Annotated in this window: 10 protein-coding genes; 4 read left to right on the top strand and 6 right to left on the bottom strand. The window is 71.4% G+C overall.

What is annotated here, in order from left to right:
- Together AC5WRT_RS31285 and AC5WRT_RS31280 are read left to right on the top strand one after the other, a co-directional pair.
- A complete protein-coding gene (locus tag AC5WRT_RS31285; protein WP_496097483.1) occupies positions 1-1,380 on the top strand; it encodes a GH1 family beta-glucosidase in 1,380 nt (459 codons plus the stop codon).
- Between the two features lie 295 nt (positions 1,381-1,675).
- Complete coding sequence (locus tag AC5WRT_RS31280) at positions 1,676-2,644, top strand: asparaginase domain-containing protein (RefSeq protein ID WP_496097502.1); 969 nt, start codon at positions 1,676-1,678, stop codon at positions 2,642-2,644.
- A 32-nt stretch (positions 2,645-2,676) separates the two neighbouring features.
- Here the strand turns inward: AC5WRT_RS31280 and grpE are convergent, their stop codons facing one another.
- The 6 genes from grpE to AC5WRT_RS31250 all read right to left on the bottom strand — a co-directional run bounded on the left by grpE (position 2,677) and on the right by AC5WRT_RS31250 (position 9,589).
- Positions 2,677-3,204 carry a nucleotide exchange factor GrpE gene (gene grpE / locus AC5WRT_RS31275; RefSeq protein ID WP_496097482.1) on the bottom strand — a complete coding sequence of 176 codons (528 nt, stop codon included), beginning with the start codon at positions 3,202-3,204 and terminating at the stop codon, positions 2,677-2,679.
- A gap of 2 nt (positions 3,205-3,206) precedes the next feature.
- Positions 3,207-5,078 carry a molecular chaperone DnaK gene (gene dnaK, locus AC5WRT_RS31270; RefSeq protein WP_496097481.1) on the bottom strand — a complete coding sequence of 624 codons (1,872 nt, stop codon included), beginning with the start codon at positions 5,076-5,078 and terminating at the stop codon, positions 3,207-3,209.
- 449 nt (positions 5,079-5,527) lie between these two features.
- Positions 5,528-5,785 (bottom strand): hypothetical protein, encoded by a 258-nt coding sequence (locus AC5WRT_RS31265; protein WP_496100821.1) that lies wholly within the window; start codon positions 5,783-5,785, stop codon positions 5,528-5,530.
- A 523-nt stretch (positions 5,786-6,308) separates the two neighbouring features.
- Positions 6,309-7,331 (bottom strand): TolB family protein, encoded by a 1,023-nt coding sequence (locus AC5WRT_RS31260; RefSeq protein ID WP_496100820.1) that lies wholly within the window; start codon positions 7,329-7,331, stop codon positions 6,309-6,311.
- 23 nt (positions 7,332-7,354) lie between these two features.
- Entirely contained in the window at positions 7,355-8,716 is a 1,362-nt protein-coding gene (locus AC5WRT_RS31255; protein WP_496097478.1) for an MFS transporter, read from the bottom strand.
- Positions 8,717-8,740: 24 nt separating this feature from the next.
- Positions 8,741-9,589 (bottom strand): glycosyltransferase family 2 protein, encoded by an 849-nt coding sequence (locus tag AC5WRT_RS31250; protein WP_496097477.1) that lies wholly within the window; start codon positions 9,587-9,589, stop codon positions 8,741-8,743.
- Positions 9,590-9,930: 341 nt separating this feature from the next.
- Between AC5WRT_RS31250 and AC5WRT_RS31245 the strand changes: the two genes are divergently transcribed.
- The gene (locus AC5WRT_RS31245; protein WP_496097476.1) at positions 9,931-11,373 is read left to right on the top strand and encodes a sugar transferase; all 1,443 of its coding nucleotides are present in this window, start codon (positions 9,931-9,933) and stop codon (positions 11,371-11,373) included.
- 23 nt (positions 11,374-11,396) lie between these two features.
- A complete protein-coding gene (locus AC5WRT_RS31240) occupies positions 11,397-12,452 on the top strand; it encodes a Gfo/Idh/MocA family protein (RefSeq protein WP_496097475.1) in 1,056 nt (351 codons plus the stop codon).
- The last annotated feature ends 8 nt before the right edge of the window (positions 12,453-12,460 follow it).

Genomic DNA, 12,460 nt, shown 5'->3' with positions numbered 1-12,460 from the left:
ATGAGTGACTTCCCCCGGTTCCCGCCCGGCTTCGTGTTCGGCGCCGCGACCGCCTCCTACCAGATCGAGGGCGCGGCCCGCGAGGACGGCCGCGGGCCGTCGATCTGGGACACCTACAGCCACACCCCCGGTCTCGTGGCCGACGGTGACACCGGTGACGTCGCCTGCGACCACTACCACCGCTATCCGCAGGACGTGACGCTGCTGCGCGAGCTGGGCGTGGGCTCGTACCGGTTCTCGATCGCCTGGCCGCGCGTGCTGCCGGAGGGCACCGGCCCCGTCAACCCCAAGGGGCTCGACTTCTACTCGCGTCTGGTGGACGGCCTGCTCGCGGCCGGCATCGAACCCGCCGCCACCCTGTACCACTGGGATCTGCCGCAGGCCCTCGAGGACCGCGGCGGCTGGCGGGTGCGGGAGACGGCGGAGCGGTTCGCCGAGTACACGGCCGTCGTCGCCGAGCACCTCGCCGACCGCGTGCCGCGCTGGATCACCCTCAACGAACCCTGGTGCAGCGCCTTCCTCGGCTATTCCGTCGGCCGGCACGCCCCGGGCGCCCGGGAGGGCCGGGGAGCCCTGGCCGCCGCCCACCATCTCCTGATCGGCCACGGCCTGGCCGTACGGGCCCTGCGGGAGGCCGGAGCACGCGAGGTGGGCGTCACGCTCAATCTCGACCACAACCTGCCGGCCACCGACTCGCCGGCCGACCTGGCGGCCGTCGTCCGCGCGGACACCCGGCACAACCTGGTGTGGACCGAACCGATTCTGGCGGGCCGCTACCCGGAAACCGAGGAGGAGACCTGGGGCGAACTGATCACCGGCCAGGACTTCCGGCAGGACGGCGACCTCCAGCTGATCGCCCAGCCGCTGGACTTCCTCGGCATCAACTACTACCGCCCGATCGTCGTCGCCGACGCGCCCCACCGCGAGTCCGACCCCGCGCGGCGCGTGGCCACGGACAACCGCTACGAGGAGGTGCGGCTCCCCGGCGTACGACACACAGCCATGGACTGGCCGGTCGCCCCCGCCACCTTCACCGATCTGCTCGTGCGGCTCGAGGAGCGCTACGGCGACGCCCTGCCGCCCGTGCACATCACCGAGAACGGCTCGGCGGAGAACGACGAGGTGAGCCCCGACGGATCGGTCCACGACGCCGACCGGGTGGCCTACCTGCGCGACCATCTCGCGGCACTGCGGGCCGCGCTGGACGTCGGCGTGGACGTCCGCGGCTACTACGTGTGGTCCCTGCTGGACAACTTCGAGTGGGCGTACGGCTACGGCAAGCGCTTCGGGATCGTCCGCGTCGACTACGACACCCAGCGGCGCACGCCGAAGGACAGCTACCACTGGTACAAGGCGGTGATCGCCGCCCAGCGACGCTGACGCGGAACGGGGAAATCCGATGGACGCCGAGCGCACGGCCTGCCTGGCTCGGCACCATCGGTGATCGTGCGGGTGCGAGGGGGTGCCTACAACCGTCTGGTGGCCGCACAGCTCGCCGCCCTGACCGCCGCCCTCACCCTCGTCGCACCGGCCCCGGGCACATCCGGTGCACGGCAACGGCAGCCCGGGCTCACGGAAAGGCGGCGACAGGTCGCGGGCCGTCCTTGTAGGTTGAGGGCGCCGGGGGGACCTCCGCCGGGCGCACAGCGGGGTGAGGGGGCGGGCGTTGGCCGTCGTGCTGTTGGCACTCGGCGGGACCATCTCGGTGCCGGGCGGCGCGCGGGGAGCGCGGCTGAGCGGCGCCGAGATCGCCTCGGCCGTACCCGGCCTGGCGGAGTCGGGTGTCGCTCTGGACGTGCGCGACGTGCACGCCGTACCGAGTGGAAGCCTCACGTTCGCGCAGCTCCTCGACGTCGTCGAGCTCGCGTCGCGGGCCGTGGCGGAGGGCGCGGACGGCGTCGTCGTCACCCAGGGCACCGACACGCTGGAGGAGACCGCCTTCCTGGCCGACCTGGTGTGGCCGCACCCGGCGCCGTTCGTGCTGACCGGCGCGATGCGGCAGCCGGCCATGGCAGGTGCGGACGGGGCTGCGAACGTGCTCGCCGCCGTACGCGTCGCGGCGGCGCGCGAGGCGCGCGGCGCGGGAGCGCTGGTCGTCCTCAACGACGAGGTGCACGCGGCGCGATGGGTGCGCAAGACGCACAGCACGAGCCCCGCGACCTTCGGCTCGCCGAGCGCCGGCCCGCTCGGTCACGTCGTGGAGGGCCGGGTACGGATGCTGCTGGTGGCGCCGCAGCACGAGCCGCTGACGGCGGAGTGGGACCGGGAGCGGCTCGAGGCCGCCCGTGTCGCGCTGCACGTGGTCACCCTGGACGACGACGGAGCGCAGCTCCGGGGGCTTGAGAGCACGCACCGGGGCCTGGTCGTCGCCGGTTTCGGCGTCGGGCACGTACCCGGTGCGCTCGCGCCCCGGCTCGGCGCCCTGGCCGAGCGCATGCCGGTCGTGCTGACCTCGCGCACCGGGAGCGGTTCGGTGTTGCGGCGCACCTACCACGCGCCCGGCTCGGAGACGGATCTGCGCCGCCGCGGGCTGATCGACGGCGGTTTCCTCGACCCGTTCAAGGCCCGGGTCCTGCTCCGGCTCCTGCTGGCCGCGGGTGCCGGGCGCGACGTCATCGCGGAGGCGTTCGCCGTACGGGGCTGAGCCTGCGTGAGGGAGGGGCAGCCGGGCGGCACTCAGCCCCACAGCTCTCGTACCGTACCGGGCGGGGACTCCTTCCGCTCGTGCCCGAGCGGATTCCTCGCGGGCGGCGGCGGACCGGTGACCTCCACACGGGCCGGACGGAGCAGTTGGAGGCCGAGGCGGTAGCCGGGGCGCAGGATCTTCGTGCAGATCAGCCGGTCGGTGCCGGTGCAGGGGTGATGCGTGACCGCCTCGTGCCAGGCCGGGTCGAACGGGTCACCCACCTCCCCGAACACCTCGACTCCCAGGGACCCCAACTGCGTGGCCAGGCTGTCCGCGATGTCCTGCAGGCCCGGTGTCATCGGCTCGTGCGCGCAGGTGCGGTCCACGGCGTCCAGGACGGGCAGCAGGGCACGCAGGACGTTGACCACGGCGATCTCGCGCACGGCCATGCGGTCCCGGCGCACCCGCTTGCGGTAGTTGTCGTACTCGGCCTTCACCCGCTGCAGGTCGGCGGTGCGTTCCTGGAGCAGACGCTGCAGTGGTGCGAGGTCCGGATTCTGCAGCCGGCCCTTGTCCATCGTCAGCCCGCCTCCGGCCTGTCCTTCCTGTCGTCGTCGACGATCTCGGCGTCCACCACGTCCTCGTCGGAGGAGGCGCCCGATTCGGACGACGCGGCCGCGCCGGAGGCCGCCTGGCTCTCCGTGCCGGACCGCTCGTACATCGCCGTGCCGATCTTCTGCGCCGCCTCCGCCGCACGCTCCATGGCCTGCCGGATCGCCGTGGTGTCCGCTCCCTTCAGCTTCTCCTTCAGCTCGGCGAGGGCGCTCTCCGTCTCGTTCCTCGCGTCCGCCGGGATCTTGTCGGGGTTGTCCCTGATGAGCTTCTCGGTGGAGTAGACCAGCTGTTCGGCCTGGTTGCGGGTCTCGGCGGCCTCCCGGCGCCGGCGGTCCTCCTCGGCGTGCTGCTCGGCCTCGCGGACCATGCGGTCGATGTCGTCGCGGGGCAGCGCGGAGCCGCCGGTGACGGTCATCTTCTGTTCCTTGCCGGTGCCGAGGTCCTTGGCGGAGACGTGCATGATCCCGTTGGCGTCGATGTCGAAGGCCACCTCGACCTGCGGCACCCCGCGCGGCGCCGGCGCGATGCCGCTCAGCTCGAACATGCCGAGCTTCTTGTTGTACGCCGCGATCTCCCGCTCGCCCTGATAGACCTGCACGGTCACCGAGGGCTGGTTGTCCTCGGCGGTGGTGAAGATCTCCGAACGGCGGGTCGGGATCGTGGTGTTGCGCTCGATCAGCTTGGTCATGATGCCGCCCTTGGTCTCGATGCCGAGGGACAGCGGGGTGACGTCGAGCAGCAGGACGTCCTTGACCTCGCCCTTGAGGACGCCGGCCTGCAGGCTGGCGCCCACGGCCACGACCTCGTCCGGGTTGACGCCCTTGTGCGGATCCTTGCCGGTCAGCTCCCGCACCAGATCCGTCACCGCGGGCATGCGCGTCGAACCGCCCACCAGGATGACGTGGTCGATGTCCGGCACCTTGATTCCGGCGTCCTTGATCGCGTTGTGGAACGGGCCCTTGCAGCGCTCCAGCAGATCCGCCGTGAGCTGCTGGAACTGGGCACGCGTCAGCTTCTCGTCCAGGTGCAGCGGGCCCTCGGCGGAGGCCGTGATGTAGGGGAGGTTGATGTTCGTCTCCGTCGAGCTCGACAGCTCGACCTTGGCCCGCTCCGCCGCCTCCCGAAGCCGCTGTACGGCCATCTTGTCCTGGGCGAGATCGATGCCGTAGTTGTTCTTGAAGGTTTTGACCAGGTGGTCGACGATGCGCTGGTCCCAGTCGTCACCGCCGAGGTGCGTGTCGCCGTTGGTGGCCTTGACCTCGATGACACCCTCGCCGATCTCCAGCAGCGACACGTCGAAGGTGCCGCCGCCCAGGTCGAAGACGAGGACGGTCTGGTCGTTCTCCTTGTCGAGACCGTACGCCAGTGCCGCGGCCGTCGGCTCGTTGATGATCCGCAGCACGTTCAGGCCGGCGATCTCACCGGCCTCCTTGGTCGCCTGCCGCTGGGCGTCGTCGAAGTACGCGGGCACCGTGATCACGGCGTCGGTGACGTCCTCGCCCAGGTGCGCCTCCGCGTCCCGCTTCAGCTTCTGCAGCACGCGCGCGGAGATCTCCTGCGCGGTGTACCGCTTGCCGTCGATGTCACCGTGATCGGGGAACCGCCAGGTGTGATCGCCCATGTACCGCTTGACCGAGCGCGCGGTGCGCTCCACGTTGGTCACGGCCTGCCGTTTGGCGACCTCGCCGACCAGGACCTCGCCGTTCTTCGCGAACGCCACCACCGAAGGCGTCGTCCGGGCGCCTTCCGCGTTGGTGACCACGGTGGGCTCACCGCCCTCGAGGACCGAGACCACGGAGTTCGTCGTTCCCAGGTCTATACCGACTGGACGCGCCATCGGGACTCACCCTCCTCGTCCGTGCCCTGTCCGCCGATCGGGCCCGCCGAGAACGGCGCGCCCGGGCGGTGACCGGGTACCCCGTCGGCGGCCGACACCTCCATTTTCAGCCACCTGGCCGACCACTGCGAGCTGCCCCTTTTTCGGTTCGGATTGCCTGATGGACCGAGATGAAACGTGAGTGCGGCCTCGTCAAGCCTTGTCCTGGGTCGGCAGGAGCGGAACCGGTCGGGCGAGGTCGACCGACCAGGGGCGGTCTCCTTTCTTGTCCGTTCCGTGTCACGCGCGGCCGGGTCGCCGTGTCGCGGACACCGGGGGAGCGGATGTGAGCGCGGGACGCCGGCGCTTGGCCGTGCCGCTGGTGACGTGGGGGACCTTTGCCGCTGCGTCGGCGGGTCTCTACGCGCTGGTGGGAGTGGCCGCCCTCCACTCTCGCTCCCCCGCGGGCATCACCCCGAGATCGCCGGTGCCACCTCCTCACTGTTCGGTATGGCCCGCTTCGCGTTCGAGGGACCTGCCGCCCCGCTCGGCGCGCGGAGCATCTTGCCGAAGCCGGTGATCTTGAAGCCTTTGCCGGCACCGCTGTGCGGTTCTTCGGCGTAGCGCCGGGGCACCGGAGCGCCACCGACGAGGAGACGACGGCGGCGCCGGCAGCGCCGTCCGCCGAGGGCACTCTCAGCGGCGCCGCGTGCGTCGTGATCGTCCACGCCCTCGGGGTGCCCTTTGCTCCGGGGCAGTGCACCACGCCGTCGCCGCCGGTCGGCCCGTCGGCGCGGACGACGGCCACCTCCTGACCCGCCGGTCATGCGCGGCACGGGTACGCGTGCCCGCCGTGCGACACAGTGGTCCGAAGGCGGCCGCCTCGCGCTGGGCACCATGCACGTCGAGGACGTGACGGACGAGGCCGAGAGCTTCAAGACGACGTATGCCACGCTGGACACCGGTATCGGCCTGATCGACACCGCCGACGTCTGTGGCGGGCCCCTCAGCCGCCCGACGGGGGGGCAGGGCCACCGGCGGACGAGGGCCCGGCCGACGGTGCCCGCATGTGTGCAAGTTGGCCCCCGCTGGTCCACGGACCCGGGACTGGCGGACCGGCGTCGGAGCGACGCTCTCACGGGGTAAACGGAACCTACGCCTCCACCGGACGTGACGGAAGCCCCCCAGGAGTGTGGCCCAGGTCATAGCCCACCGGCTGTCGTGAGGCCGGTGCTCTGCGTGGCGTTCCTCCTACAGCGGCGCCGGGGAGGAGGCGCCCGCGATCAGCAGACGGGCGGTTCCCGTACCGTCCGCCCGCACGCTCCACAGGTCGCTGCTGCCGACCTTGCCGTCGGTGGGCAGCGCATAGGCGACGGTGTGGTCGTCGAGCCAGGTGGCCTGGTCGTCCACGCTGTGGCGTTCGGTCAGCGCCGTCTCACGCAGGGTCCGCAGGTCGAGGACGTACTCGTGCCAGAGAGCGGTGCGGGACAGCACCCGCTTCTTGAAGGCGACGCGGGTGCCGTCGGGGGAGAGCGAGGGACACTCCACGTTCTGGACCAGTGCGGTGACCGTACGCCGGGACAGGGAGCCCCGGACCAGATAGGTGACGTTGGCGGTGTTGAGGGTGGCGTAGAAAGTGTCGTCGTCGGAGGCGAAGGTGACGCCCCAGAAATTGACGTCCGAGGCGTGGTAGGGCGTGCCGTCCTTGACGATGGAGTACGTCTCCAGGCTGGGTGTCAGCCGCATGGTGCGGGTGTCCAGGATCGAGGTCCGCGTGGAGAAGAATGCGGACGAGTACGACTCGCCGGAGACGAAGACCGTCCAGGCGGCGAAGCGGCCGCTCGGCGAGACCCGGGCCCGGCTGGGGGTGCCCGCCAGCGGAAAGCTGCGCCGGGTCCGCAGGTCGGCGTCGAGGAGCAGGGCGCGGTTGCGCTGTCCGAGGACGCCGGGGTCGGACCGGAGGCAGATCCCCGTGCCGGCCGCCGCGTAGAAGCGCGCGCACTTCAGGTTCGAGGCGGTTCGTCCGCCACCGGGATCGGCGGACGGAACCGAGGCGACCGCACCCCGGTGCGGGCCGGCGGCCGCGTTGACGAATGCCAGCCGCCCTGTCTGACGGAGCGTCAACTTGCCTGTGCCGACGGCCGGGTCGCCCGGCCCCGGCCGGGCGACCCGGTCCGCGCGGACGACGGCGTGCAGCACCACGGCGGTTCCGACTCCCGTGAGGAGCAGTACCGCCGTAAGGAGTATGAGCAGGCGGCGGCGCGGCGATGTCATCCGGATCCTTGTCGCTGTAGTGGTCATGAGGTCCTGCCGATCGGCCGCAGCACCATGCCCGCCACGGCGGCGCAGCACAGCAGTCCGATCGCCGCTCCGGCCAGCGCCGGGCCGTCTCCCCAGACCGTCCATGCGGCGCCGAAGGCCAGCGAGCAGCAGAATCGCGCCAGCGCCTGGCTGGTGCCGACGACGGCGAGGCCGGTGGCGCGCAGCTGCTCGGGGACGACGCCGGCGAGAGTGGCGGGAAGCACACCGTCGGTGGCCGCGTAGAACGTGCCGTGCAGCGCGAGGACGACCGGCGCGACGACCGGTGTGGGCGGTGCCCACAGCAGCAGGCCGTAGGCGGTGAGCAGCCCGGCGTGCCCGGCGAGGAACACGGTGCGCCGCCCGACCCGGTCCGCCAGCGCGCCGACCGGCACCGCCAGCAGCAGGAACACGACCGCCGTGCCCAGCGGCAGCAGCGTGAACCACTGCTCGCCGACCCCCGTCCGACGCTGGAGCAGCAGGTAGACGAAGGCGTCGCTGACGGTGGTCAGGCCGAGCAGTGCGGCGCAGCCTGCGAGCGCCCGCAGACGGGGCAGCCGCAGCAACTCCAGCGCCTCGCGCACGCGGACGGGCGGCTTGCCACCGCCGCTCACCAACGCTTCGGACCGCACACCGACGTGGCCGTGCACGCCGGCCCCGCCGCTCACAGCGTGGTCTTCGGCACCGGTGTCGGCATCCGCACCGGCCTCGCCCGTCCCCGTGCCGTCCCGCCTGCCCGGCACGAACAGCACGAGTACCAGCACGCCGAGCGCGGCGACGCACGCGCTCACACCGAACACGGCGTCGTAACCGTCCGTCGCCGCGCGAAGGATGAGGAAGGCGGACAGCGGGCCGAGCATCGCGCCGGTGGTGTCCATCGCCCGGTGCACGCCGAAGGCCCGGCCCTGGCTGTCCGCCGCCGTGGACAGGGAGATCATCGCGTCGCGCGGAGCGGTCCGCAGCCCCTTCCCGGTCCGCTCCAGAGCGAGGACCGTGCCGAGGGTGCCGATGCTTGCGGCGATCAGCAGCAGCGGCTTGCACAGAGCGGACAGGCCGTAGCCCAGCCCGGCCAGCAGCTTGTGGTTGCGTACCCGGTCGGCGAGATGGCCGCCGGTGAGCTGGACCAGCGCACTGACGCCGTTGTAGACGCCGTCGAGGGTGCCGAATCCGAGCGGGCTGAAACCGAGGGTGGTGACGAGATAGAGCGGCAGGACGGCGGTGACCATCTCCGAGGAGACGTCCGTGATCAGGCTTACCGTGCCCAGTACGAGCACGACCGGAGCGACTCTCGGCGTCCTGCCGCGTCTTCGGCGCCGGGCGGAGTCCGCCTCGGGCGGCGCGGAACGGTCGGTGAGATACAAGGCAGGGCTCCAGATGCGGTGCGGTCAGTTCGCCCGGCTGCTCTCGTCCCGCAGCCAGGTGGCGAAGTCCCGGGCCCGGAGGGCCTTTCGGGCCCTGCTCCGGCCGACGACCGCGGCGGCGACGAAGACCACCATGCCGGGCAGGAGCCTCGGCTCGGCGCGGAGCACGGCGGTGAGATCCGCCCTGCGGGTGCGGGCGGAAGCCTCTTTGGGGCTTTGATGCTGTTCGACCTGGGCGGTGGACACCGCTGCCCGGACCCGACGTTTGATCAAGTCGGGCCAGGTCCGCGGCGGTTGGATCACGACCCGGGCCGAGCCGACCACGAGCCGCTCCCGCGGGGTGAACGCCAGGGACGCGGCCAGATCGTCCGCCATCAGCGGCGGCAGCGCGGCGATCCGGGCGTGCCCGGCCCTGGACACCGCGATGACGCCCCGTCCGAACAGCCCCTCGCGTACGGCGGGCAGCCGCTGCCACACCTGGTAGTAGGCCCGTACCCGCCAGACGCAGCCGGCCAGCGGAACGTGCCGTTCGGGAGCGGTGGCGAGGACGCCCGAGGCGTCGTCGTGCAGGGGCTCGGTCAGCGCCCGTACGTCGGCGCCCGTGATCACGACGTCGGCGTCCACATAGAGACGGGGGAAGCCGCGCGCGTGGCCGTCGCCCGCCCGCAGGGCGGCGTGCTTGGAAGGGACCGGGATCTCGATCACCCGGACGCGAGGGCCGCGGGCCGCCGCGATCCGCGCGGTGTCGTCGGTACAGCCGTTGCACACGACGACGATGTCGGTCTCGTCCTCGCAGGGACCGTCCAACAGCGAATCGAGGAGCCGGCCGATGACGGGTGCCTCGTTGTGGGCCGGGATCACGATGCTCGTCACCCGGGCAGTATGGCCTCGAAGTCGCCGTTGCGCTGCGTGTTTCGTCCAACTGTTCCCGTGACTGCGTCCAGTGGTCTAGATTGAGGTCCGCCGGACCGGTTTGGGAGGGGGACTCGCTCTTGTCGGCACGTCAACGGACGTCGCCGTGAACCGGATGCGACACGGGCAGTGACGAGCAAGCTGGGGACATGAGGCGGTTGGGGAACCGCTGAAGACCCTTGTTTCACGGTGCCGCTGTGCTGAGGAGACACATCGGCGCTGATTCAGCCCTGGCTGCGGCCACATGGCCGCATGCCCGGTTTCTCGGTCAGGGGTGTGGCCGAGCATGTGGTGGGGGGTCCATGACCATTGAGGTCACGCATGAGCAACTGGTGGTGGAACACAGACGCCCAGAAGCTCGCCGAAGACGCTGGGAACGCACGTACCGGTCGATCCTGCTGATGGCGGACGGCCTCACGGCCGTTGCCGCCGCCCTGGTGATCCACGGGGTGTACGGCCGCTGGACGGTGGCCCTGGTGCTGCCACCGATGTGGATCCTGGCCATGCTGGCCCACCGTTCCTACGATCGCAGTGCCCTCGGTCTCGGAACCGAGGAATACGTGCGCGTCCTGCGTGGCGCCGTCGCGCTGCCGGCGCCGGCCGCGTGCGTGCACTGGCTGTTCACGCACGATTCCGGACTCCTTCATGACATGATCATGGCAGCGTTTCCGGCCGTCGCCATCGCCCTGCCCGTGCGCTACACGCTCCGCCGCCGGCTGCACCGGCGGTGGGCCCGGGGCCGGGGCCGCAGCGCGACCCTCCTGGTCGGACCGGCGCACAGCATCGTGGAGTTGGTCGCCGTACTGCGGCGCGCTGCCGGAGCCCCCGACTTACACGTCGCCGGAGTGTTCCTGAGCGATCCGCAGAACGCGGCCGAGGTCCGCAGACTGGGTCTGCCCCTGGTGGGCGGCGTCGACGACATGAACGACGTCATCCGGGCCCTGGGCATCAGCACCGTGGTGGTGTTGCCGGCGCCCGAGTTCGACGCCGCCGTCCTGCGCCGGATGTCCTGGACGGCGGCCGCGCAGGGCGTCGACTTCCTGCTCGCTCCCGTGCTCGCCGACGTGTCCGCCTCCCGCCTCGCGGTACGGCCCACCAACGGGGTGCCGCTGGTGCGGATACAGGCCCCGAAGCTCTCACCGCTGTCCCGGATGCCCAAGGAACTGCTGGACCGGGCGCTCGCCGCTGCACTCCTGCTGTTCCTCGCACCGCCCATGCTGCTGATCGCCCTGATCGTCCGGCTGGACAGTTCCGGACCGGCACTGTTCAGACAACAGCGGGTGGGCCGGTACGGCGATCACTTCACCATGCTGAAGTTCCGCACCATGCGGCCGGATTCGGAGGCCTTGAAGGCGGACCTCGCGCATCTCAACCAGAACAGCGACGGCCTGCTGTTCAAGGTGCGCAAGGATCCTCGGATCACCCGGGTCGGCTCGTTCCTGCGCCGCAGCTCGCTCGACGAACTGCCGCAACTCCTCAACGTCGTCAGGGGCCACATGTCCCTCGTCGGTCCGCGACCGCCGCTGCCCGAAGAGGTGGAGGCCTACCCGCCGGACGTCAGGCGCCGACTGCTCGTGAAGCCCGGCCTGACCGGACTGTGGCAGGTGAGCGGCCGCTCCGACCTGCCCTGGGACGAGGCGGTCCGGCTCGATCTCGGGTACGTGGACAACTGGTCGATGGGCCTCGACCTGTCGATCCTGCTGCGCACCGGGTCCGCCGTGGTGCGAGGAACGGGGGCGTACTGATGGACCGAGGAAAGAGGAAGCAAGTGACGCAGCGCACGGAGCCGTTGGGGATCGCGGTCGTCGGGGCCGGCTACTGGGGTCCCAACCTCGTCCGCAACTTCCAGGCCAGCGAGCGGTTCCGGCTGCGCTGGCTGTGCGACCTCGACGTGGACCGGGCCCGGCGGGTCCTCGGCGGCTACTCCACGGTCCAGGCCACCGCCGACTACGCGGCCGTCCTCGCCGACCCCTCCGTGACCGCCGTGGCCGTGGCCACGCCCGCCGGAACCCACCTCGACATCGCCCTCGCCGCGCTGCGCGCCGGCAAGCACGTCCTCGTGGAGAAGCCGCTCGCCGCGACCTACGCCGACGGGATGCGCCTGGTCGCCGAGGCGGAGGAACGCGGGCTCACCCTGATGTGCGACCACACCTACTGCTACACGCCCGCGGCGGGCCGTATCCGGGAGATGGTCCGCTCCGGCGAACTCGGCGAGATCCACTTCGTCGACTCGGTCCGCATCAACCTCGGTCTCGTCCAGAAGGACATCGACGTGCTGTGGGACCTCGCCCCGCACGATCTGTCGATCCTGGACTTCATCCTCCCCGCGGGCGTCGAGCCGGTCGCCGTCGCCGCCCACGGGGCCGACCCGATCGGCGCGGGACAGGCCTGCGTCGCCTATCTGACGCTGCAGCTCAACACGGGCGCCATCGCCCACGTGCACATCAACTGGCTCTCCCCGACCAAGGTGCGCACCACCATGGTGGGCGGCTCCAAACGCACCCTGCTCTGGGACGACCTCAACCCCCTTCAGCGGGTGGCCGTCTACGACCGGGGCGTCGACATGGCGGCACCGCAGGAGATCGGCGCCGACGAGCGCCGGGAGATGCTCGTCTCGTACCGCACCGGCGACATGATCGCGCCCGCGATCGGCGAGAAGGAAGCGCTGCGCAGCATGGTCGACGAGTTCGGCGACGCGGTCAGGGCGGGCCGGGCGCCGCTCACCGACGGCCGGGCGGGCCTGCGCGTACTGGACATCCTCGAAGCGGCCTCCCGCAGCCTCGAGTTCAAGGGCGCGGTCGTGGGCCTGCGCGCCGGACGTTGAGCGACCCC

The organism is Streptomyces sp. NTD91, from assembly GCF_059510455.1.
The sequence above is the reverse complement of the archived record's forward strand: the minus strand, read 5'-3'. Positions and strand labels throughout refer to the sequence as shown.